Source organism: Stenotrophomonas sp. SORGH_AS_0321, assembly GCF_031453215.1.
Lineage (GTDB): Bacteria > Pseudomonadota > Gammaproteobacteria > Xanthomonadales > Xanthomonadaceae > Stenotrophomonas > Stenotrophomonas chelatiphaga.
In genome coordinates, this window is the sequence record NZ_JAVIZG010000001.1 from 2,150,706 (window position 1) to 2,173,265 (window position 22,560).

Here is a 22,560-nt window from a genome sequence, read left to right on the forward strand (position 1 = left end):
GGCACCCTGTGGCGCTCCCTCGAACACCAAGGAACCTGCATGCGCGCCGCCCTCCACGCCAGCTTCGGCGACCCCGCTTCCGTCCTTTCCCAAGGCCAGGCCGAGCTGCCCGAACCCGGTCCCGGCGAGGTGCGCATCCGCACCGTGCTGGCGCCGATCCACAACCACGACCTGTGGACCGTGCGCGGCCAGTACGGCTACAAGCCGACCCTGCCGGCGGTCGGCGGAAGCGAAGGGCTGGGCACCATCGATGCCCTGGGAGAGGGTGTGGAAGGCTTCACGCTGGGACAGCGCGTGGCTGCCGCTTCGGTCCACGGCACCTGGGCCGAAGCATTCATCGCGCCGGTGCGGATGGTGATCCCGATGCCGGATGCGATTGCCCATGAAACCGCAGCACAGCTGATCGCGATGCCGCTCAGCGCGTTGATGCTGCTCGAATTCCTGAAGGTCGAGCGCGGCCAGTGGATCGTGCAGAACACCGCCAACGGTGCGGTCGGCAAGACCCTGGCGATGCTGGCCAGCGCCCGCGGAGTGTATGTGGCCAACCTGGTCCGTCGCGATGACGGCGTGGCCGAACTGGAAGCACTGGGCATCGGCAACGTGTTTTCCACCGCATCGGAAGGCTGGCAGGACGCGGTGCGCGCACGGCTCGGCGATGCGCTGGCAACGGCGGCGGTGGACTCGATCGGTGGCGCCGCCAGCGGAGCACTGATGGGGCTGCTCGGCGAAGGCGGCACGCTGGTGTCGTTCGGTTCGATGACCGGCGAACCGATGCAGATTCCTTCTGGCGATGTGATCTTCAAGCAGGCCACGGTGAAGGGCTTCTGGGGCAGCAAGGTCAGCCAGGCGATGGCGGTGGAGGACAAGCGCCGGCTGGTCGGCGAGCTGCTGCAGCGTGCTTCGGCAGGCGAACTGCAGTTGCCGGTGCAGGCGGTCTACCCGCTCGGGCAGATCGCCGAAGCCGCCGCAGCCAGCCTCGTGGGCGGACGCACCGGCAAGGTGCTGCTGCGCCCCTAAGCGGCACCCGCCAACCGCTCCCCGCTCCGGTAGGGACGGCCGCTGGCCGTCCGCTTCACCGCTCTGGTAGGGACGGCCGCTGGCCGTCCGCTCCCCGCTCTGGTGGGTGACGACCGTTGGTCGTCACGCGTGGGCCGTTGCCGCTGCGCTCGCCGGGCATGGCCCGGCGCTACCGAAGCCGTTGCTCCGCACCGCTGGTAGGGACGGCCGCTGGCCGTCCGCTCCGCGCTCTGGTGGGTGACGACCGTTGGTTGTCACGCGTGGGCCGTTGCCGCTGCGCTCGCCGGGCATGGCCCGGCGCTACCGAAGCCGTTGCTCCGCACCGCTGGTAGGGACGGCCGCTGGCCGTCCGCTCCGCGCTCTGGTGGGTGACGACCGTTGGTCGTCACGCGTGGACCGTAGCCGCTGCGCTCGCCGGGCATGGCCCGGCGCTACCGAAGCCGTTGCTCCGCACCGCCGGTAGGGACGGCCGCTGGCCGTCCGCTCCCCGCTCTGGTGGGTGACGACCGTTGGTCGCCACGCCTGGACCGTTGCCGCTGCGCTCGCCGGGCATGGCCCGGCGCTACCGAAGCAGTGCTCTGCACCACCGGTAGGGACGGCCGCTGGCCGTCCGCTCCCCGCTCTGGTTGACGCGCTCAGGCCGTTTCGGCGACCGCGGCACGCTGCGTGCGGCTTGATGCCTCGCGCAGGCGGAAGATCGCCACCGCCTGCTGCAGTTCGTGTGACTGCTCTTCCAGCGAACGCGCCGCGGCATTGGCTTCTTCCACCAGCGCGGCATTCTGCTGGGTCGCCTCGTCCATCTGCACCACGGTCTGGCTGACCTGCTCGATGCCCGCGCTCTGCTCCTGCGACGCGGCGGAAATCTCGGCCATGATGTCGGTCACCCGGTGCACCGAGCTGACGATGTCCTGCATGGTGCTGCCGGCCTGGCGCACCAGCTGCGCGCCCTGCTCCACCTGGCCGACCGAATCATCGATCAGGCCCTTGATCTCGCGCGCGGCGGTGGCCGAACGCTGGGCCAGGGCGCGCACCTCGGTGGCCACCACGGCGAAGCCGCGGCCCTGCTCGCCGGCACGCGCGGCTTCCACGGCGGCATTCAGCGCCAGGATGTTGGTCTGGAACGCGATGCCATCGATCACCGTGATGATCTCGGCGATGCGCCGCGACGATCCCTCGATGCCGGTCATGGTCTGCACCACCTGCGCCACCACGTCCCCACCCTGCGACGCCACCGCGGCGGTGCCCTGCACCAGCTGGTTGGCCTGGCGCGCATGGTCGGCATTCTGGCGCACGGTGGAGGTCAGCTCTTCCATCGACGCGGCGGTTTCTTCCAGGCTGGCCGCCTGCTGTTCGGTACGCCGCGACAGGTCCTCGTTGCCCGCGGCGATCTCGCCTGCCGCGCTGTTGATCATCGCACTGGCCTGCTGGATGCCGCCGACGATGCGGGTCAACTGCTCCACCGTGGTATCGGCATCGCGCCGCATCTGCGCGAACACGCCGTGGAAATCACCCTGCATGCGCGCGGTGAGGTCGCCACGGGCGATCGCCTGTAGCAGCCGCGACAGCTCGGCCAGGTTGCCATCGGTGGTGTGCATCAGGGTGTTCAGGCCCTCCACCATGCTGCGGAAATCGTGGGTGAAGCGCGCCGCATCACCGCGCTGGGTGAAATCGCCGGCCGCGGCAGCGTGTGCCAGCTGCAGGATCTGCGCGTTGATCGCCTGCAGGTTGGCCTTGGTGTCGCGCATCGCCGCACTGATCATCGCTTTCTCGCCGGGCAGCTCCTCCATGTCCGCGCTCATGTCACCCACCGCGTAGCAGGCCATCACCTCCACCAGCCGGCGCTGCACGTCCACGTGCCCGGCCACCAGCATGTTGGTGCCGGCTACCATGCGCCCGTATTCGCCCGGGAACGCCTGCGCATCCAGCCGATGGCTGATCTGCCCTTGGTCGTGCCGGCGGGCCATGTCGGCCTGCGCGGCGATCACCGCGCGCAGCTGGTCCTGCATCGCCCCCATCGAGGTCAACAAGCGTCCCACTTCGTCATTGCGCGCCACTGTGATGCGGCTGTCCAGGCGCCCCTCGGCCACCGCTGCGGACACCCGTTCGGCCTCGGCCAGCGGCTTGAGCACCAGCGCCCGCAGCAGCACGAACAACGCCGCGCTCAGCAGCACGGCCGAGAACAGGCCCACCGCCACGATCACCCACAGCAGCGTGCGCGCCTGCGCCATCACGTGGGCCTTGGGTACCGCGATACCCAACGCGAACACCTGTGGCGCTGAGCCAACCCGCAGCGGCCCGAACACCTGCAACTGCTGCTCGCCGTTGAAGCGGTCTTCGCTGCTGACCATCTCGCCCTTGGCCACGGCGGCCAGCATCGCCTGGGTGCCGGCATCGTCACGCAGCTTGCCGACCTCGGCCGCATCCCGGCTGGCCATCACCGAACCGGCCGGCGACAGCAGCGTCGCGTGGCCGACCTCCATCGGACGCATCGCCGCGATGCGCGCCTGCAGGGTGGCCAGGGTGAAGTCCACCGTGATCACGCCCTGGTAGCGCCCGTCTTCGAGGATCGGGGTGGCCACGGTGGTCATCAGGGTGTCCTTGCCGGCCACCGGGTAGTAATACGGTTCCACCACCGCCTGGGCGAGGGTCTGGCGGGGCTTGAGGTTCCAGTCGCCATCCCCTGGCTTTTCGTAATCGCGCAGTGGCTCGCGTACCAGCGTCCCGTCCTGCCAGGCCCACCAGGTCATGAAACGGCCGCTGCCGTCATGGCCCTCGCTGTCCACGAACGCAGCGTCCTTGCCATCGAACGCATCGGGCTCCCACAAGGTGCCCATGCCGAGCCACTGCGGATGTGCCTGCAGCTGGGCGCGGATGATCTCGTTGGCGGCCGTGCGGTCCAGGCTGCCCAGCGATCGCTGCACGCTGAAGCTGTTGGCCAACGCCGTGCCGGTATCGGCGGCCACCGCGATCTCCGCCGCGATGCGCTGGGCTTCCTGCCCGGCCAGGTTCTGCAGCCGCGCCTGCGCGCTGTCCAGCAGCGCGTCGCTGCTGCGCCAGTAGCTGATCACAGCGGTGAAACCGAAGCAGGCCAGGGCCAGCAGGCCGGTGCCGAGCATCAGGCGCCGGGCCACGCTGGGCGGGCGCTTGGAGCGGGAAGAGAGGGAAACGGCGCGCATCACGGAACTCGGAAGGGGGGCGGACAGCCTCTCTATCGACCTGTGTGACGGTTTCTTGACCGTCGCCCCGGCGCCAGCGTCGGCCCCCTCCCCGCTTGGTAGGGACGGCCGCTGGCCGTCCGCTTCTGCGCTCGCCGCTGCGCTCGCCGAGCATGGCTCGGCGCTACCGTGCGCTCGCCGGGCATCGCCCGGCGCCAGCGGGAAATCAGCGGCTCAGGTGCAGGAACTGCACGTGGCGCTCGTACTGGCTGATGATGTCGTTGATGATCTGCTCGCGGCTGTAATCCACCAGGTCATAGTCCTGGCTGCCTTCGTACAGATGCACCTCGGCCCGGTAGTAACGACTGTTGCGCGCCTGGTGCGAGGCGAACGACGGTACCCGGTAGCCGGTCAGGATCACCCGGTACAGGAAATCCTGCTGGTCGCCATGGTTGACCGACAGCTCCATGTCACCCGCCTCGAGCCGCGTGGACACCTCCCAGCCATCCCCGCGCAGCTGCTCGGCCACCGCTTCCATGGCCGGCTTCACGTCGGCATCCATGAAACGGTACACCTGGTCGCGGACCGGGAAGTTGACTGCCTGGCCCAGGCGCTGGCGCCAACCCTGGTGGTGCCGGCTGGCCCCCACCAACGGCGAGGCACGGTACTGCAGCGCCCGCTTGCGGTGCGACTCATCGGCGAAGGACCGCATCAGTCCCCACGCCATCAGCAGCAGCACCGCGGAAAACGGCAGCGACGCCAAGACGACGGCCGACTTCAACGCATCCATGTTGCCGGCCAGCAGCAGGCCGGCGGTGACCACGGCAGTGACCGTGCCCCAGAACACCCGCAGCCAGCGCGGACCGTCATCTTCGGGCGACCCGCCGTGCGAAGAAAGCGTGGACAGCACCACCGCACCGGAATCGGCCGAGGTCACGAAGAACACGAAACTCACCAGCACCGTCACCGCGATCACTGCCCGGCTCCACGGATAGCTTTCCAGCAAGGCGTACAGCACGGTGGGCGGGTCGTCGATGGCCAGCTGCGCCAGCTGCGACTGCCCATGGTGCAGCACCTGGTCCAGCGCACTGTTGCCGAAGATCGACAACCACGCCAGGGTGAAGCCGAGCGGAATCAACAGCACGCCGAACACGAACTGACGAATGGTGCGGCCGCGCGAGATGCGCGCGATGAACAGCCCCACGAACGGCGACCAGCCGATCCACCAGGCCCAGTAGAACACCGTCCAGCTGCCCATCCAGCCCGGCTTGCCGCCGTAGGCATACACATCGAAACTCTTGCCCACCACGCTGCCCAGGTAGTCACCGGCGTTCTGCATCAGCGTGCCCAGCAGGTACTGGGTGGGGCCGGCGAACAGCATGAACAGCACCAGCGCGATGGCCAGCAGCATGTTGATGTTGGACATCCAGCGCACGCCCTTTTCCACGCCGGTGACCGCCACCGCGACCGCCGCGCCCATCATCAGCACGATCAGGGTGATCTGCACGCCGTGGGTATGCGGCACATCGAACAGATGGGCCAGGCCGGCGTTGAGGTGCAGCACGCCGAAGCCCATGTCCGCGCCGAGCCCGAACACGGTGGCGACGATGCCCAGCGCATCCACGGTGTAGCCGATCGGTCCGTTGATGCGGTTGCCGATCAGCGGATACAGGGCCGAACGCAGGGCCAGCGGCAGGTTGTGCCGGTAGGCGAAGTAGGCCATCGCCATCGCCGCCAGCGCGAACACGCCCCAGCCGTGCAGGCCCCAATGCAGGAACAGCAGCTGCATGGCCTGGCGCGCCCCGGCTTCTCCTGCCGCCGGATCACCCTGCGGCGGCTGCATGAAGTGGGTCAGCGGTTCGGACACGCAGAAGAAGAACAGGGTGATGCTGATGCCGGCCGCGAACAGCATGCCGGCCCAGGACAGATAGCTGAACTCCGGCTCGTCATGGTCGGCGCCCAGCTTGATGCTGCCATACGGCGACAGCGCGGCCACCACCACGAACACCAGGTACAGCGTCATCGCCAGCAGGTAGTACCAGCCCACGTTGGACGAGGCCCAGTCCTGCGCCTGCATCAGCATCCGCCCGGCCCCGAGCGGGAACAGGCTGACGAAAACCGCGAACGCCACGACGATCACCGAGGCAACGGCGAAGACAGGTCGCAGGGTACGCACCGGGGGGATGCCAGGCTCCAGTGCTTCCATGGACGGCCTACTCCAGATCAGTGATATATCCGTGGAAGTGTGGACGAAATCACATGGAGAACGAATGAAGAGCCGGCAAATTGCTCGCCAAGCCCGGTAAAACCGACGTCAGTCGGCTGCCGGGCCGGGCCCTGCAGGTGCTGGAAACGTCAGATCACGCGCGATCGGCATGCGCCAGCGCATGATCCAGCGCCGCCCGGATCGCCACCACCTGGGCCTGGTTGCACTGCGCCGGCGTAGCCCGCGGGCTGTCCGGATAGACTTCGGTGGTGGTGGTGTAACGGGCACCGGTGATGCCGGCACACAGGCCCAGCGCCACCAGCGGATACTCGATCACCCCGTGCGAGACCACCTTGGAGCCGATGATCTCCCCGGCCTCGTCGGCCGGCGCGATGTGGGTCACCTGCTCCACCGCCGCCACCACCGCCTGCTGGAACGCCGGCTGCGGGTTTTCGGTGTCATCCACCAGGTAGAAGCCATCCGGGATCAGGCCCGGCTCGAACGGCTTGCCGTCGCGCGCAGCCACTGCCGGGCGGAACTCGCTTTCGTCGCTGTCGGTCGTCTCGTGCAGGTCGATGTGCAGCACGAACTGCGACTTCAGCGGGGCCACCAGCTCGATCAGCGCCGTCGATTCGCGCGCTGGACCGCCTGCGCGGAAGTTCCGGTTCGGGTCGATGGCATCGAAATTCCAGCGGTTGATACGCTCGTAGCCCCATGGATTCACGCAGGGCACCACCAGCAGGTTGATGCGCCCGGCGTAGGCGGCGGCATGCTGTTCGAGAAACTCCAGCGCGCCCAGCACGCCGCTGGTTTCATAGCCATGCACGCCACCGGTCACCAGCGCCGCCGGCAGTGACCGGTCCCAGTCGGGGCTGCGCAGGGCCAGCAGCGGATAGGTCTCGCCGGCGTAGTCCAGCGCACCGTACTGCACGCGTTCGAAGGTGCGCGACAACGCATCGATGCGCGGCAGCACGTCCTGGTCGAAACGGCGCAGGCGCTGCTGCCGGGCACGCCACTGCGTGCGCTCGACCTCGCCCCAGGGCTGGCCGGGGGTTCCCACGGGATAGAAGGCAACAGGGGTCATGGTGCGCTCGCGGCAGCGGAAATCAGCACGCATTTTAGCACCGCACCCGCCACCGCCCGGTATCAGCCCATCGCCTCGCCGGCATCGGCCAGGCGCTCTTCGATCTGCGCATACCAGTCCTGCAGTACTTCGATCAGCAGATCCATCTCGGCGTCGGCGCGGGGCAGCCGCCCGGCACGCAGCGACACCTGCGCCTCCTGCAGCTGTGCGATGAATCCGGCCACGGTGTCGGACTGCACGATCAGGCCGGGATGGCGGCGCCCGGGAAGGCGCACCACGGCATGGTTGCCGAGCTGTCCGTACAGGCTGATCGTGGTGTAGGTCTTCATGGCCAGTTGGGCGTTCATGCAATCCTGCCTGGAGAGAGCTGGTTCACCGGCACGCGCGGGCTGGACGGGGGAGACGCTGCCGCGCGTGCCGGGGAACCAGGGGGACACGGGATGTGGACCGGCCCGCAGGCCGCCCACGTAAAGGAAAGGTCAGTCGACCCGGGCTCGCCCGGATATCTGCACCCGGCGGTTCGGCGCAAGGCAGGCGATCAATACCGGCTGGCTGCGCTGGTCGCACTGCACCAGCGGCTCGGCATCGCCGCGACCCTCGGCACGGATCGCCTCGGCAGCCACCCCGCCGTCCACCAGCGCACGGCGCACGGCCTCGGCGCGACGCTGTGACAGCGCCTGGTTGTAGGACGCGCTGCCGATGCGATCGGTGTAACCGACCACCTCGATCCGCTGTACCTCGCTGGCACGTTGCACCTGGCCAAGTACCGCGTCCACCGCGCGGTGGCCGGCCGCACTCAGTTCATCACTGTCGAAGGCGAACAACGCATCGGCGGCCAGCCGCAGCGGCTCGCGCGGCAGCGCGGCCGGTAGTTCCGCGCGGGGCGGCGGCGGCGGTTCGACCAGCGCCGCGCATGACTGCGGCTTCCAGTAGCCACCCTGGGCAATCCCCTTGCCATCGAACCGCACCTGGAACTGGCAGGTGAAGTACTCACCGCGCTGCGGCGTGCGGAAGTTGAACAGGTAATTCCACTCGCGCACGCCCCACATGCCCTCGTTGAAGTGCGGCGTGCCCAGCAAGGCGTACAGCTGGCGCTTGCTCATGCCCGGCGCGAAGCGCCGCAGGTCGGCCGGGTCGGCGAACACGCCTTCCTTCAGCGAGGCCTTGCCGGGTTCCGGGAAGCTCACGGCTTCGCCGGCGCTGCTGCTGGCAAGCGGTGCCTCGCCCGCCGCGCCATGGCTGCGGCAGCCGGCCAGCGTGAGGCAGGCCAGCAGCGCAGGCAGCAGCACCGCGCGCAGCGCCCTCTCATGTGTAATCGTCGTGTCCATCAGGTTCCCCCTGTCATTGCTGGAGCCTGGACGGGCCGGCATCTCGCACCGGCCCGTCCGGCGTGCTTACCACTGGATGCCGGCACCTACGGCCACCCCGCCATCACCGCGCGTGTTGGTTGAACCGCTGAACTTGTAGATCCAGCGCCCGCCATCGGAGACGCCGGACAGACCGACCGCCATGCCCGATTCGCCGTTGAAACTGCCCGCCGCGAACGAGGCCATGCTGCGGCCCGCCTCGCTGGGCTGCGGCAGCGAGGCCACCGCCATCGCCGAGGCAATACCGGCCGATGCACGGTCGTCGGTGCGCTTCAGGTTGCGGTCGAAGTTGTCCATGCGCTCGTCGGTATAGGCCTTGGACCAGTCCAGCGTCTGCGCCATGCCGCTGCGCAGCTGGTCGACGTTGACCGCATCGGTACCGGCGGTGCCGGCGGCGACGTTGCGCACCTGGGTCGGACCGCTGCCGGCCTGCCCCAGGGTGACGCTGCTGAAGTTGGTGGTGCCATTGGTGTTGTTGTCATAACGCAGCGTGCCCTGCTGCGAGGCCTGCAGCTGGCGGACGTTGACCGCATCGGTGGCCTGGCTGCCATCGGCCACGTTGGCGATCTGCCGCTCCGCGCCCGCGCTGCCCACCGACACCGTGTTGGCACGGTCGGCGACCGAGCCTGCACCCAGTGCCACGGCATTGTCGGCCCGGGCCTGCGCACCGTTGCCCAGCGCGGTGGCATTGGCACCGGCGGCGCTTGCACCGGCACCGCCGGCCGCCGCGTTGGCCCCGCTGGCCGACGGATTGGCCAGCCCCTGCGAGTTGTTCACCTGGAACATGCCCGAGGTGCCGTTGTTGATGTTGTTGATCTGCTGATCGGTGTAGCTCTTGGATTCATCGATCGCGTAGTTGACCCCGTTCTGCAGTTGGCCGACGTTGACTGCGTCATAGCGTTCGGAGCCGTCGGCAACATGGGTGACCTTGCGCTCGCCCCCGCTGCTGCCCACCGAGACTTCGCCCGCCGAATTGCTGGCCCCGGCCTGGCCGTAGGCGCCGGTGTAAGCCGCCTGCGCGCCGGTGTCGGCGACCGAGCCTGCGCCCAGCGCCACGCTGTTGCCGGCCGATGCATCGGCGCCATCGCCGATCGCCACGCTGGCCGCCCCGGCTGCGCTGGCTTCGGGCCCGACCGCCACCGCGTCGACGCCACTGGCGGTGGCGCCGGCCTTGGCCGAATTCACTGACAGGAACGGGTTGCCACCGGCGATGGTGTCGATGCGCTGGTTGATGTTGAGCAGCGAGGAATCCACCGCCGAGAAGGCGACCGTCACGTTGCCGTAGTCATTGCCGGTCACCGTGCCATCGGTGGCGATGGACGATATCCGGAAGGTCGGCGCGGTCCAGATGTTGCTTCCGCCGTCATACATCGTGGTACCTCCGAAATAGTTCGCCACGGTCTGGTTGGTCGCCGACAGCTGGTTGCCGGTGACCGCCTGGCGGCTGCCCGCAGTCACGCTGCCATCGGCCAGGTTGTCCAGCAGCACCGCACTGCCGCTGCCATCGCCGGCCAGGGTGATGCGGTTGCTCGCATTGCCCGACGCATCGGCGTCGTACTTCACCGCCAGGCGGTCGACCGTATCGGTCTTGTCGGCAACGTTGGCCAGCGAACTGCTGACCGCATCGAAGGCGCTGCCAACATCGTTGTAGTCGCCACTGCTGACGCTGCCATCGGCGGCGACGTTGTTGAGCGTGTAGGTCGGTGCGGTCACCGCCCCGCTGGCATCCACGCCGGCACCGCCGCCCAGCCGGGTGGCCACGGACTGGCTGCTGGCGAACAGCTGGGCGCCGTTGATCGCTTCGCTGCTGCTGGCCGATACCTCGCCTGCACCCAGGTTGCTCAGCGTGGTCGCGGTGGCGCCGTTGCCCAGCGTGGCGCTGCTGTAATCCACGCTGCCATCGGCGGCGATGTCATAGCGCAGCGCACCCTGTTCGGAGGCCTGCAGCTGGCCCAGGTTCACTGCATCGGTGGCCGCCGTCGCATCGGCGACGTTGACAAGCTGGCGTTCGGCGCCGGCAGCACCGATGGACACCGTGCCATCGCGGTCGGCGATGCTGCCCGAGCCGATCGCCACCGCGTTGGCCGCCGCAGCGCTGGCGCCGCCACCGATGGCGACCGATTCCAGGCCGCCGGCCGCCGCATCCACGCCCGCCGAATTGACCTTGAAGAAGCGCGATGCCTCGCCGTTGCGGATGTCATTGATCTGCGTGTTGAGGTTGACCAGCGAACCGTCCACCGCCGCGAAGGCATCGCTGGCGTTGTCATACACCGCCGGGGCAAGCACGCCGTCGGCTGCCACCGAGGTGATCGCGAAGGCCGGGGCGGTGAACAGCGCGGTGGCCGGATCGAACGCGGTGGTGCCGCCGAAATAGGCCACCAGCGCTTCATTGGTGGACAGCAGCTGGGCGCCGGTGATCGCTTCGGTGCTGCCTGCCGCGACCAGGCCGTTGCTCAGGTTGCCGAGCCGGGTGGTGCCGCTGCCGTTGCCCAGCGTCGCGTTGCGGTAATCAACGCTGCCGTCGGCGGCCACGTCGTAGCGGACCGCGCCCTGCTCCACCGCCTGCAGCTGGCTGACGTTGACCGCATCGTTGGCATCCACGCCATCGGCCACGTTGGCCAGCGTGGTGGTGCCGGTACCGCCGCCGAGCGTGGCGCGACGGAAGTTCGGCGCGCCGGTGCCATCGTCGTCGTAGGTGATCGCCATCACGCCGGCGGCATTGATCAGGTCGACCGCACCCTGCAGCTGCGCGACGTTGACCGCATCGGTCCCCAGGCTGCCGGCCGCCACGTTGCTGATCTGCCGCTCGCCACCGGCAAAGCCCACCGATACCTCGCCACTGGACACCTGCGCGGTGTCCAGGCCGTAGGCGTTGTAGCTGGCCTGTGCGCCCCGCAACGCGCTGGAACGGTAGCCCAGCGCCACGCTGTTGGCCTGGTTGGAGGTGGCTTCGGCGCCCAGCAGCACCTGGCCGTTGGCGGTGCCGCTGGCGCTGTCGCCGACGATCACCGAATGGCCCATGCGCGCGGCGTAGTCCGCGGTGGGTACGCCGGTCGGATCGCTCGGATCGTTCACCCCGTTGCCCGGGAACGCAACGTTGGCATCCTGCAGCGGCAGCCGATGGCTGGCGTTGGCGCCGATCACCACTTCGCGCGAGCCGTTGGCGTAGGCGCCGTCGCCCATCAACACCTGGTAATCCTGCGCGGGATTGACCGCCCAGCAATCGATCGACACGACGCCCAGCACATTCAGGCATGAGGCGGCCCAGTCCGGCGCCTGGCCCGGCAGCAGCAGGCCGAGCAGGCCATTGGGATCGCCGTTGTTGATGTTGTAGATGTAGCTGTCCGAGGTCACCCCGCCGATCAGGGTCAGGTGCGAGCTGCCGCCGGTGGTGGCACCGCCCAGTCCATTGAGCAGCGTGCCGACCGGGGTCAGGTTGACCACCGGCACGCCCAGCACGTTGGTCACCGAATAGGTCTGCTGCACGTTGGCACTGCTGACCGCCAGGTTGCCGTTGCGGACATAGCCATCGCCACCGAGCAGGCCCTGCGCGGTCGGGCCGACCAGCGTGGACAGGGTGCCGACCAGGCCACCGCTGCCGATGATCAGGCCGGAGTTCGGATCCGCCGGACGCGGCGCCTTGGGGCTGGTCGGCGGAATGGCTGACGGCGACGACAGGCCAAGGCCATCGGTCACCCCGCCGACCAGTCCGCCTACGCCACCCACCACCCCACCTACCACGCCGTTGAGATCACCTTGCACCAACCCGCCGACGGCGTTGCCCACGCCATCCAGCAGCGATCCGACACCGCCGACCACGCTGCCCAGGTTGAGCCCGCTGGCCTGCGCGGCCGCCGTTGCCTGGGTGGCCAGCTTCGGGTTGCGATCGGCCACCGCCAGCAGATGCGCATCACCGTTCACGCCTACGCCACCGGCCACCCCGGTATCCAGCGCGGCACTGACCGCGGCATCGGTGGCGACCAGCTCCTCTTCCTTCGCATCGAGGCGGACCGATGCGTGCGCGGCGACCTTCGCATCCACTGCGTCGGTGCCTGCAGCATCCGCCTGCACTGCGCTCGCCAGCGTCGCCTGCACCAGGGCGGACGACGTCGGCGCGACGGTGACGCCTGCATCCACCGCGGCAGTGATCGCGGCAAGCGGGGTCGAAGGCGCAGCGGCTGCGCCGACCGACGCGTTGACCCCAAGCTGCGTGGCAACTGCCGCTGCCGGTGCTGCGACGCTCGGCGTACGCACTACTGCCGCGACGTCCACCTTCGCCGGCAGGACAGTCCTCACCACCGGCAGGCTGCTGGCAATGCCCAGCGAAACGCTGGCATCGACATTGGCCAATGCATTACCCGAAGCATGGCCGGCAAGGGCAGCCAGGGTCACCTCGGCATCCACTTTTACCGGCGCCTGCTGGGTGTACTTGGCGGTCAGCGCCTGCAGGTCGCGCAGGGTCTGGTTGTTCTCGGTGGCGGCTGCCGTCCCGGCGCACAACGCCAGCGCCAGGGCAACGGCCAGCATCGCCGGCGCCGGCAGCGCGGCACGTTGATCGATGAGCGAAGAGGCGCCGTGGGCGCCGGTGGCCAGTTCAGAGGCCACGACCATGGCGCGCAGCTGCCTGCTCCACACCAAGCGGAAAATACGATTCATGAGTTCAGTCCCCCGTGGACGACGCTTCGTGAGTCAGAGATCTGCCTGCTGGCAGGTGACTCATATTTGAGCGCGTGCAACGAAGGCGGGGCACTTCATTCCGGCAGGGCAAGCGCGCAATCCGGCAAGACCTCGACCAGATTCGGCAGCGCGATGCACCAATTCGGCAACCGGGTCCTGCGCGCGTTGCGCACCGGCATCAGGCAGGCTGCCCGACCATCCCTGGCGCACCCGGTGCGCGCATCAACGTGTCGCGCGGCAGTTCGCCGAACACCTTGCGATAGTTGTCGGCGAAGCGCGAAAGATCCCACAGGCCGCAGCTCAGCGCGATCGCCTTGACCGACCGCCGGCCACCGTCGGCCATCGACAAGCCGCGGCACGCCGCGCACAGCCGCAGCATCGACAGGTAGCGGTTGGGCGAGATCCCGAACAGGTCTTCGAACGCATAGCGCAGGCCACGCTCACTGACGCCCGCCGCGTCACAGATCTCGTTCATGTAGATGTTGCGCCGCAGGTTGAGGCGCATGAAGTTCTCGGCCCGCTGCACGATCAGGTAGTGGGTGCGCCGCGCACGGGTGTTCATCGCCTGCTCGCCCGGTCCAGCCGCCAGCAGTGCCTGCACGTGCTCGTGCAGCAGCCGCTCGCTGCCCTCGCCTGCCATCGTCGCCCCATCGGCGCCCACCAGCGCGTCCTGCAGCTGACGGTAGTGGTTGGCCAGCAGGGAATTCTCGCTGATGGAGAACAGATTCAGCGCCTGGCCCGATGGTGGCATGCTGCGCAGGCTGAGTTCGGACAGTTTGCGTTGCAGCCGCGCCGCAGACACCATCACCAGGGTCAAGCGCGTGCCTGCGCCAAGGGCGAATTCGCTGATGCCATCCGGCAGCACGGTCAACACCGTGCCCGCAGTCAGTGGCACGCCGTGGCACCAGCTCAATGCCGGGTCCGATGCATGCACGTAGCCCAGCAGGGCCCAGTCGGTGGGCAGCATGAACCGGCCCCGAGCCTGGAAGCCGGTGACCGCATGGCAGAACAACGCTTCGTCCTGTACACGTGCATCCACTGCAGCGCGTGGTCCGTTGCCATCCAGCAGCACCAGCTCCACCTCGCAGACGCGCAGCACGTTGCCCAGCGTGGCCAGGTCCATCGGCCTCAGCCCATCCGTGCTCTCGCTTCCCACACCATCTGCCATGACAGTGACGCCCCCCTTTGCAATTTCCGTACGACGGCCGGTGCCGGCCACATTCGCGTGACCGCCAACCCCGCCTTGTCATTCATGGGGTGGAGTATGCCCTATTATCTATGGCCGTAAACATTCCTAAACTGCGTGGGCGCGTCCGAATAAACAGTTGAGATGCGGCGTCAATTTTCCGTCGTCCCGCATCGGCCTGGACTCGTTTATTACGATCCAAACGTAAATGATTACGGGCACGGCCATTGCAGGACGGCGGATTTCGCATTTGTGCCGAATTTGCGCATCGAAAGATGTCATCGGCGGGTGAAACTACGGCACAGTAGGACCACGGTGGTTGGCCGGGGGACATCTGGCTACCCAGGGGAAACGTGGTGATGTGATGTACATCCCACTATCTAAGGAAGCGACGGCGCCGCTGGCGGCGGCGCGGTTTTTTATTCCTTCAACCTGCCACCCGTATTCACGGCCGCATTAACTCGGCCGCGCCCGCGCATGGCCTTTGATTATCACCCCGGCCGCGTCCGGTTAATCGAAAGGAGCCACCATGCAACCGTTGACAGGTACAAGGAGAAAACCGTCATGAATGCATCGATCCGCACGTTCCTGAAAGAAGAAGACGGCGTCACCGCGCTGGAATACGGCCTGTTGGCCGCTATCGTCGCTGGCGCGTTGGTCGTCGCTGCAGGCCCAGCAATCGAAACGTTCTTTGGAAACCTGTTCGAAAAGCTCAGCGGTGTCGTCGATAAAGCCACCGGCGGTTCGGCGCCCCCGGCCACTGGGGGCTGATCTCGAAGCACATCGCTTGTTGCGCATCGCTGTTGGCCTCGGCCAACAGCGATGGCGGCGGCTTGCCGCAGGTTGCATCGTTTCCAGGGAAAGGGAGGCCACATGTTGCTGTTCGCTATGCTGGCAACCACGTTGAGCATGCGGGTCATCGCCAGCGATCTGTACGCACGACGCGTACCCAATCGCTGGCTGCTGGGCGCACTGCTGCTGGGTACGCTGCTGCTTGCCTGGCAGGCCATGCGGCAGGGCATCGCCAGCACCGTGCCACACGGCGCCGGACTGCTGCTGGGCCTGTGCAGCCTGCTTCCCTTCTACGCCATGCGCTGGATGGGCGCCGGTGATGTCAAATTCTTCGCCGTGCTCGGCTTCCTGCTCGGCTGGCAGGCCCTGCTGCCGGTCTGGATCGGCGCCAGCCTGATGGCGGGCGTGCATGCGGTCGCGGTGTACAGCTGGCGCAGCCTGCGCCTGCATCTGCCGCCACGGCTGATGCTGCTGCAGCACGACGCCGCACAGCATCGCGCACTGGCTCCTGTGCTGCATCACCTGCAACAGGCGCGCGGTGGCCGCGAAGGCATCCCGTACGCCGCCTATCTCGGCCTGACCAGCATCTGCTGGGCTGGCTGGACGCTGTGGGGGGCCGCGCCATGAGACGCATCGGACGAACGACGCGCAACGGGCAACGCGGCGTGGTCACCATCGAATACGCCTTCATGCTGATGTTCGGGCTGATTCCACTGCTGCTGCTCACCTATACCGGGGTGATGCTGATGGCGGTGCAGCAGACCCTGGCGACCGCCTCTTCCGAAGGCGCGCGTGCCTCGCTGCGCTTTGCCCCGCTGGACCAGCGTCGGGTGGCGGCCTGTGAAGCCGCGCAGCGCTCCATGCAATGGCTGCTGACCTATGCCGCGCAGACGCCGGACTGCAGCAGCGCCAGCAGCGGCCCGATCGTGGTGTCGCCGGCCGCGCCGTGTTCCGGCCTTGCCGATGCGCAATGCATGCAGGTGTCGGTGAGCTTCGACTACCGCGCCAAACCCTTCCTTCCTGGCACCGGCCGCCTGTACGGCTGGGTGCTGGACCGACCCATCAGCAGTACCGCCATCGCCCAGCTCGACCTGGGCAGCAACTGAAAGGCGACAGGAGAAGCTCCATGCTCAAGTTCACCCGCATCGCCGCCCTCGCCCTGATCGCCCTCGCCGTGCTGCTGGCCCTGGTCGCCTTCGTGGTCGGCCGTCGTGCCAGCGCCGTGCAGGCACCCAGCGCCACGCCCACGCATGCCGCCAGCGAAACCCCGCAGGGGGTGAGCGTGGTGGAGGCCGGCGGACGGCTTGCCGCCGGCGTGCCGATCGAGCCAGGCCAGGTGCGCATGGCCAGCCGCACCCAGGCGCCAGACGGCGCCTACCTGGACGTGGTCAGCGTGGTCGGGCTGGTGCCCACCCAGGACGTACCCGAGGGCACGGTGCTGCAGCAGGGCCTGCTGGCCCAGGGGTTCTCGTTGCAGCTGCGCCCAGGCGAGCGCGCGCTCGCCGTGCCGGTGGATGAGCTGGCCGCGGCCGGCAACCGCATCCTGCCCGGCGACTTCGTCGATGTGTTCCTCAACCTGAAGGGCAGCCAAGGTTACGGCGAACTGGAAACCGCGCAGGCCCGGCTGCTGTTGTCGCGGCTGCGGGTGCTGAGCTACGGCGCGCACGACCTGCGTCCCCTGCAGCCGGCACCGCAGGGTGAAGCCACGGCCAGTGTCGAGGGTGACCCGCGGGCCGCCGATATCCGCGGGTCGAGCGCTTCCGGCAGCCCGTCGTCCAGCGCTGCGCCGGAGCCGCCTGCGCGCAGCGCCGTGCTGGCCGTGCCGGTCGCCGATGCCAACCGCCTGCTGCTTGGCGCACAGCAGGGCAAGCTGTTCCTGGCCCTGCGCAATCCGTCTGATACCGGCATCGCCGATCCCTCGCTGTTCCCCCTGCCCCGGCCCGTACTGGCCGCGGCACGCGGCCTGGAAGGCGATCGCGCCGCCGCGCTGGCACAGCCCGAAAACGATGCCTACGCCGGCCTGGACGGCTATGCGCTGGCCGGCCGCAGCAGCGTGCGCGCGGCACCGGCGGTGGCGACCACGGCGCCCGCTGTGCGCCGCAGCAGTGCACCGCGGGCGCCGGCCGGCATTGAAATCATCCGCGGTAGCGGTACCCCCTGAACGAGACGAGACCGACCCATGACGTATCGCGGCACCCCTCGCCTGTTCCGACGCCCGCTGCTGCTGGCCCTGCTGGCCCTTGCGCTGGCCTGCCCGCCCGGCCTGCAGGCGCAGGTCCAGCCGGACTTCGTCCTGCAGACCCGCGAACAACGTCCGTGGACGCTGCCGGCCAACCTGGAACGGGTGGCGATCGCCGACCCCGGGGTCGCCGACGTGGTGATACTGCGCGGCAACCGCCAGGCGCTGCTGGTCGGCAAGGCGCCAGGCACCACCACCCTGCTGCTGTGGCAGCGTGGCCAGTCCGAACCGCAACGCCTGCAGGTGGACGTGCGCAGCGCGGTACAGGGGGGTCTGGCCAGCGACGCCGGCACCGCGCTGACGGTGCAGGGCAATGACGCGCTGCTCAGCGGCAGCAGCCCATCGCTGCTGGACCACGCGCAGGCGCGCAAGGCCGCCGAGGCCGCGACCGGCGCCGATGGGCGGGTGGCCGACGTGTCCACGGTCGGCATCGGCGGAGTGGTCCAGGTGGAAGTGAAGGTGGTGGAGTTCAACCGCAGCGTGCTGCGCCAGATCGGCATCAATTTCCAGAACCAGAACGGCGGCTTCTCGTATGGCATCGCGCGCCCGGGTGGCGTGGCCAGCGGCGACGGGGACAGCGGCAGCACCCCGCTGCAGTCGGCGTTCAAGCTGGTGTTCGGCTCCAGCAAGGACCTGTGGAGCGCGGACATCGACCTGCTGCAGAGCAATGGCATGGCGCGCGTGCTGGCAGAACCCACGCTTGTCGCGCTGTCCGGCCAGAGCGCCAGCTTCCTGGCCGGCGGTGAACTGCCCCTGCTGGAACCACAGGGGCTGGGCACCACCACCATCACCTACAAGCCGTTCGGCATCGGCCTGACCGTGTCGCCCACGGTGCTTTCCGCCGACCGCATCGCCTTGAAGGTGGCCCCGGAAGCGAGCGACCTGGACTACAGCAACGCATTGACCCTCAACGGCGTGCAAGTGCCCTCGATCAGCACCCGGCGTGCGGATACCACGGTGGAACTCGGCGATGGCGAAAGCTTCGTGATCGGCGGGCTGGTCAGCAGCACCGTGGCCTCCACCGTCAACAAGCTGCCGCTGCTGGGCGACCTGCCCGTCATCGGTTCGTTCTTCCGCAACCTCGACTACAAGCGCCAGGACAAGGAGCTGGTGATCATCGTCACCCCGCGGCTGGTCAAGCCGCTGGCACGCAACACCGAACTGCCGCTGCCGGGCGAGCGTGAAGCACGCGCCAACCTGCCGGTGTGGGGCTCCTGGCTGATCGGCCCGGTCGGACCCGACGCCGTCCCCGGCTTCTCGCGCTGATCCATGGCCGGAGCACCCAGCACATGCCCTTCGCCACTGCACGCCACCTGCCTTCGTCGGGATTGCCGATGAACCTGGTCGTGTTCGCCAGTGACCGCGAGCTGCTGTCCCGGCTGGCGGCCAAGTTGCCGCCGCACTGGCCGTTGACCTACCACGACGCCGGATTCCCCGGCGCGGTGCAGCAGCTGCGCGCAGGGGTGCAGACGCTGGTGTTGCTGGACTTCCACGCCGCGCGCGCCGCCGCCTCGGCGGAGCTGGTGCGGCAGATCCGCCAGTTCCGCCCGGAGCTGGCCATGGTCGCGGTCGGCGCCACCGGCGCTGCACAGCTGGAAGGCGTCGTCACTGCGCTGCGCGTCGGTCTGCGCGACATCGTCGACCTGGACGCGGACACTGAAGAAGTGCAGGCGGTGCTGCTGCGCGCCTCCGCGCCGGCCGTCGCATCCGCGCCGGAGCGCGCACGCAAGGCCCCGCTGACGCTGCTGCTGGGTGTGCGGCCCGGCATGGGCACCAGCACGCTGGCCGCCCACTTTTGCGCGCTGGCCCAGCAGCAGCGCGCGCCCGAAAACAGCCAGGACGTGCTGCTGCTGGACATGGGGCAGCCGGCAGGCGACGTCGCGCTGTACCTGAACATCGAAAGCCGGTTCCACTACGACGAAGCGCTGCGCAGTGCCAGCCGCATCGATGCCACGCTGGTGCGCACCGCCATGGCCCGCCATCCCGGCGGACTGGTCCTGCTGGATCGCGCCGCGGGCAGTGAATCGCTGCCGCCGAGTGATCCCGGCCTGCTGCTCAAGCGCCTGTGCGGCCTGTTCTGCAGCGTGCTGTGCGAACTGGGCGGTACGCCCTTGCGGCAGGTTCCCGGCGTGCTGCTGGAAAGCGCGGATGCGATATGGCTGGTCACCGATGGTGCCATCGCCAGCCTGGTCTCGCTGGACCAGCTGCTGAAGCAACTGCCCGCCGGCGTACGCGAGGGCGGACGCCTCGGCCTGATCGTCAACCGCAGCGATGAAGAGGCCGGCATGGGCGCGGCGCAGATCGCCGAACGCTTCGACCTGCCGCTGCTGGCAACCCTGCCCGAACGCCCGCGACTGCGCGCCAGCGCCAGCCAGGGACGCCTGCTGCTGGACGATGCACCACGCGATCCCTACCTGCGTGCGCTTGTCCCGCTGCTTGCCCGCTTCGACCCGTCCACCCGGCCACCGCAAGCGCAGGGACTGCGCGACCGGCTTGCCAACGCCTTGAGTAGCCTGCGATGGAAGACAAAGTGATGCCCTTCCCGAATGCACCGTTCCGCGAGGTGCCGGTCGAACCGGCCGCCACGCCGTTCGCCCAGACCGACCAGTACCAGAAGGTGCTGTCGGCCGCGCACGAGCACCTGCTGAACCGGATCGAGGACGAGCGGATCGACATCGACGCGTGGGCGCCGGACACGGTCAGCCGCTGGGCCCAGGGCGAAACGGCTGCCTTCGTGCAGGAATGGCGCATCCCGATCAACGAACAGGAAATGCAGGACGTCGCTGCCGGACTGGTCAAGGAACTGACCGGCTTCGGGCCGCTGGACGACCTGCTGCGCGATCCCACCATCGAAGACATCCTGATCAACGGCTACAAGGACGTGCACGTCTCGCAGGGCGGCCGGCTGCAGCGCGCCACCCAGCGCTTCACCGACGACACCCACCTGCTGCGCATCCTGCGTCGCATCATCGCTCCGCTCGGCCGCCGGCTGGACGACTCCAACCCGATGGTGGATGCGCGCCTGCCCAACGGCGGCCGCCTCAACGCGATCATCTCGCCGCTGGCCGTGGACGGCCCGATGGTGTCGATCCGCAAGTTCCGCAAGGATCCCTATACGCCGGACGAGTTGCTGGACATGGGCACTTTCGACAAGCCGATGCAGGCGCTGCTGCAGGCCATGGTGCTGGGCCGCTGCAACATCCTGGTGTCCGGCGGCACCAGTTCGGGCAAGACCTCGCTGTTGAACGCGCTGGCCCATTACATTCCGGAAAACGAGCGCGTGCTGACCGTGGAGGACACCGCCGAACTGTCGCTCAACCATCCGCACGTGGTGCGCCTGGAAAGCCGGCTTGGCGGCGCCGATGGACAAGGCGCGGTGAGCATCCGCGACCTGGTGCGCAACAGCCTGCGGATGCGTCCGGACCGCATCGTGGTCGGCGAAGTGCGTGGCGCCGAAGTGCTGGAAATGCTGCAGGCGATGAACACCGGGCATGACGGCTCCATGGCGACCATCCACGCCAATTCACCGCGCGACTGCCTGTACCGGATCGAGATGCTCGCCGGCTTCGCCGGCTTCCAGGGCAGCGAAGACAGCCTGCGCCGGCAGATCGCCAGTGCGATCGATTTCATCGTGCAGATCTCGCGCCTGGGCAGCGGCCGCCGCGTGCTCATCTCCATCACGGAAATCACCGGCGTCAGCGACAACATGATCTCCACCCAGGAGATGTTCCGCCACGAGGTGCAGATCGACGACGCCGGCCGTGAAACCGATCGCTGGATCGGCCTGGGCTTCCATCCGCATTCGCACAAGCTCGAACCGTTCCGGCAGGCACTGCGTGACTCCTTCGGTCCGGGAGCCTGGTGACGATGGCCATCGTCCTGCTGCTGAGCCTTGCCGCCCTGCTCGGCGCCGGTGCAGTGCTGCTGCTGGGCAGCGCGCAGCGACGCGCGCGCGCGCAGGCCACCCTGGGCCATGCAGAACAGCGCCTGCAGCGCAGCGCCGTGTCGATGGCAGCGACGACTGCGGCACCTGCAGCGGTGGCGGCCACACCCGCCGGCGCTGCCAGCGCCGATGGCAAGGCAACGGCAGGCGGCCGCCCCGCCCTGCCCTGGGATGCCGCGCTGCTGCGCGCCGGAATGACGCCCGGCTGGCGTGCGCCGCTACTGGCCCTGGTGCCCGGACTGGCGCTGGCCGGCTTCGCGGCGATGCGGCTGGGCACCGGCTGGGCCTTCCCGCTGACCCTGCTGCTGTATGCACTGGTGGCCTGGCTGCTGCTGCAGCGACGCATCGGCCGGCTGCAGCAGAAACTGATCCGCCAACTGCCGGATTTCCTCGACAACCTGGTGCGCCTCACCGCACTGGGCAACAGCCTGCAGATGTCGTTCCAGACCGCCTCCACCCAGACCGTCGCGCCGCTGCGCGACCTGCTTGATACCACCCTGCGCAATGCACGCGGCGGCATGGACCTGGACCGTGCACTGGCCCAGGCGGCCGCGCCGTGGCGGGTGGAAGCGCTGGAGGTGCTGGCGGTGGTGCTGGGCGTGTGCGTCCGCATCGGTGGCCGCTCCGACCAGGTGCTGCAGCGGCTCAGCGACTTCATGCGCGACCTGGACCAGGCCCAGCAGGAACTGAAGGCGACCACCTCCGAAACGCGGATGTCGGCGTGGGTGCTGGCGCTGCTGCCGCCGATCAGCGCGCTGCTGATGGCACTGGTCAGCCCCGGCTTCTTCGAACCGATGCTGCGCGAGCCGCAGGGCCACAAGATCCTGCTGGCGGCGCTGGGACTGGAGCTGGTCGGCGGCTTCCTGCTGTACCGGCTGGCCAAATCCCTATGAC

The 22,560-nt window shown here is 68.5% G+C and carries 16 protein-coding genes; 9 read left to right on the forward strand and 7 right to left on the reverse strand.

The window, feature by feature from the left end; translation table 11 throughout:
- The first annotated feature begins 39 nt into the window (after positions 1-39).
- A complete protein-coding gene (locus tag QE373_RS09385) occupies positions 40-1,017 on the forward strand; it encodes a zinc-binding dehydrogenase (RefSeq protein WP_309685770.1) in 978 nt (325 codons plus the stop codon).
- Positions 1,018-1,652: 635 nt separating this feature from the next.
- Here the strand turns inward: QE373_RS09385 and QE373_RS09390 are convergent.
- The 7 genes from QE373_RS09390 to QE373_RS09420 all read right to left on the reverse strand — a co-directional run bounded on the left by QE373_RS09390 (position 1,653) and on the right by QE373_RS09420 (position 14,674).
- Complete coding sequence (locus QE373_RS09390; RefSeq protein WP_309685772.1) at positions 1,653-4,193, reverse strand: methyl-accepting chemotaxis protein; 2,541 nt, start codon at positions 4,191-4,193, stop codon at positions 1,653-1,655.
- A gap of 205 nt (positions 4,194-4,398) precedes the next feature.
- On the reverse strand, positions 4,399-6,378 hold the full coding sequence (gene betT / locus QE373_RS09395) for a choline BCCT transporter BetT (RefSeq protein ID WP_309685774.1): 1,980 nt from the start codon (positions 6,376-6,378) through the stop codon (positions 4,399-4,401).
- 154 nt (positions 6,379-6,532) lie between these two features.
- Positions 6,533-7,462 carry a M14 family metallocarboxypeptidase gene (locus QE373_RS09400; protein WP_309689684.1) on the reverse strand — a complete coding sequence of 310 codons (930 nt, stop codon included), beginning with the start codon at positions 7,460-7,462 and terminating at the stop codon, positions 6,533-6,535.
- Between the two features lie 62 nt (positions 7,463-7,524).
- Positions 7,525-7,809, reverse strand: a complete 285-nt coding sequence (locus tag QE373_RS09405; RefSeq protein WP_042613608.1) for a hypothetical protein — start codon at positions 7,807-7,809, stop codon at positions 7,525-7,527.
- 132 nt (positions 7,810-7,941) lie between these two features.
- The gene (locus QE373_RS09410) at positions 7,942-8,790 is read right to left on the reverse strand and encodes an OmpA family protein (protein WP_309685777.1); all 849 of its coding nucleotides are present in this window, start codon (positions 8,788-8,790) and stop codon (positions 7,942-7,944) included.
- A 66-nt stretch (positions 8,791-8,856) separates the two neighbouring features.
- On the reverse strand, positions 8,857-13,485 hold the full coding sequence (locus tag QE373_RS09415; RefSeq protein WP_309685779.1) for a YadA-like family protein: 4,629 nt from the start codon (positions 13,483-13,485) through the stop codon (positions 8,857-8,859).
- Positions 13,486-13,684: 199 nt separating this feature from the next.
- On the reverse strand, positions 13,685-14,674 hold the full coding sequence (locus tag QE373_RS09420) for a helix-turn-helix domain-containing protein (RefSeq protein WP_309685781.1): 990 nt from the start codon (positions 14,672-14,674) through the stop codon (positions 13,685-13,687).
- 582 nt (positions 14,675-15,256) lie between these two features.
- Here QE373_RS09420 and QE373_RS09425 point away from each other — a divergent pair.
- The 8 genes from QE373_RS09425 to QE373_RS09460 all read left to right on the forward strand — a co-directional run bounded on the left by QE373_RS09425 (position 15,257) and on the right by QE373_RS09460 (position 22,559).
- Entirely contained in the window at positions 15,257-15,463 is a 207-nt protein-coding gene (locus tag QE373_RS09425; RefSeq protein ID WP_309685783.1) for a Flp family type IVb pilin, read from the forward strand.
- Positions 15,464-15,565: 102 nt separating this feature from the next.
- Positions 15,566-16,111, forward strand: coding sequence for a prepilin peptidase (locus QE373_RS09430; RefSeq protein ID WP_309685785.1), 546 nt, complete (start codon positions 15,566-15,568; stop codon positions 16,109-16,111).
- Positions 16,108-16,590 (forward strand): pilus assembly protein, encoded by a 483-nt coding sequence (locus tag QE373_RS09435; protein ID WP_309685787.1) that lies wholly within the window; start codon positions 16,108-16,110, stop codon positions 16,588-16,590. The genes QE373_RS09430 and QE373_RS09435 overlap by 4 nt, the downstream gene beginning before the upstream one ends.
- 20 nt (positions 16,591-16,610) lie before the next feature.
- On the forward strand, positions 16,611-17,645 hold the full coding sequence (cpaB, locus tag QE373_RS09440) for a Flp pilus assembly protein CpaB (RefSeq protein ID WP_309685789.1): 1,035 nt from the start codon (positions 16,611-16,613) through the stop codon (positions 17,643-17,645).
- Positions 17,646-17,663: 18 nt separating this feature from the next.
- Positions 17,664-18,989 carry a type II and III secretion system protein family protein gene (locus tag QE373_RS09445; protein WP_309685791.1) on the forward strand — a complete coding sequence of 442 codons (1,326 nt, stop codon included), beginning with the start codon at positions 17,664-17,666 and terminating at the stop codon, positions 18,987-18,989.
- A gap of 23 nt (positions 18,990-19,012) precedes the next feature.
- Entirely contained in the window at positions 19,013-20,257 is a 1,245-nt protein-coding gene (locus QE373_RS09450) for a fimbrial protein (protein WP_309685793.1), read from the forward strand.
- Entirely contained in the window at positions 20,242-21,588 is a 1,347-nt protein-coding gene (locus tag QE373_RS09455) for a CpaF family protein (RefSeq protein ID WP_309685795.1), read from the forward strand. Before QE373_RS09450 ends, QE373_RS09455 begins: the two co-directional genes overlap by 16 nt.
- Before the next feature lie 2 nt (positions 21,589-21,590).
- Entirely contained in the window at positions 21,591-22,559 is a 969-nt protein-coding gene (locus tag QE373_RS09460; protein ID WP_309685798.1) for a type II secretion system F family protein, read from the forward strand.
- The last annotated feature ends 1 nt before the right edge of the window (position 22,560 follow it).

Bases quoted from the DNA above. Each gene is read 5' to 3' on its own strand.
- QE373_RS09385 (WP_309685770.1), top strand. From the start codon at position 40: ATGCGCGCCGCCCTCCACGCCAGCTTCGGCGACCCCGCTTCCGTCCTT.
- QE373_RS09390 (WP_309685772.1), bottom strand. From the start codon at position 4,193: ATGCGCGCCGTTTCCCTCTCTTCCCGCTCCAAGCGCCCGCCCAGCGTG.
- betT (WP_309685774.1), bottom strand. From the start codon at position 6,378: ATGGAAGCACTGGAGCCTGGCATCCCCCCGGTGCGTACCCTGCGACCT.
- QE373_RS09400 (WP_309689684.1), bottom strand. From the start codon at position 7,462: ATGACCCCTGTTGCCTTCTATCCCGTGGGAACCCCCGGCCAGCCCTGG.
- QE373_RS09405 (WP_042613608.1), bottom strand. From the start codon at position 7,809: ATGAACGCCCAACTGGCCATGAAGACCTACACCACGATCAGCCTGTAC.
- QE373_RS09410 (WP_309685777.1), bottom strand. From the start codon at position 8,790: ATGGACACGACGATTACACATGAGAGGGCGCTGCGCGCGGTGCTGCTG.
- QE373_RS09415 (WP_309685779.1), bottom strand. From the start codon at position 13,485: ATGAATCGTATTTTCCGCTTGGTGTGGAGCAGGCAGCTGCGCGCCATG.
- QE373_RS09420 (WP_309685781.1), bottom strand. From the start codon at position 14,674: ATGGCAGATGGTGTGGGAAGCGAGAGCACGGATGGGCTGAGGCCGATG.
- QE373_RS09425 (WP_309685783.1), top strand. From the start codon at position 15,257: ATGAATGCATCGATCCGCACGTTCCTGAAAGAAGAAGACGGCGTCACC.
- QE373_RS09430 (WP_309685785.1), top strand. From the start codon at position 15,566: ATGTTGCTGTTCGCTATGCTGGCAACCACGTTGAGCATGCGGGTCATC.
- QE373_RS09435 (WP_309685787.1), top strand. From the start codon at position 16,108: ATGAGACGCATCGGACGAACGACGCGCAACGGGCAACGCGGCGTGGTC.
- cpaB (WP_309685789.1), top strand. From the start codon at position 16,611: ATGCTCAAGTTCACCCGCATCGCCGCCCTCGCCCTGATCGCCCTCGCC.
- QE373_RS09445 (WP_309685791.1), top strand. From the start codon at position 17,664: ATGACGTATCGCGGCACCCCTCGCCTGTTCCGACGCCCGCTGCTGCTG.
- QE373_RS09450 (WP_309685793.1), top strand. From the start codon at position 19,013: ATGCCCTTCGCCACTGCACGCCACCTGCCTTCGTCGGGATTGCCGATG.
- QE373_RS09455 (WP_309685795.1), top strand. From the start codon at position 20,242: ATGGAAGACAAAGTGATGCCCTTCCCGAATGCACCGTTCCGCGAGGTG.
- QE373_RS09460 (WP_309685798.1), top strand. From the start codon at position 21,591: ATGGCCATCGTCCTGCTGCTGAGCCTTGCCGCCCTGCTCGGCGCCGGT.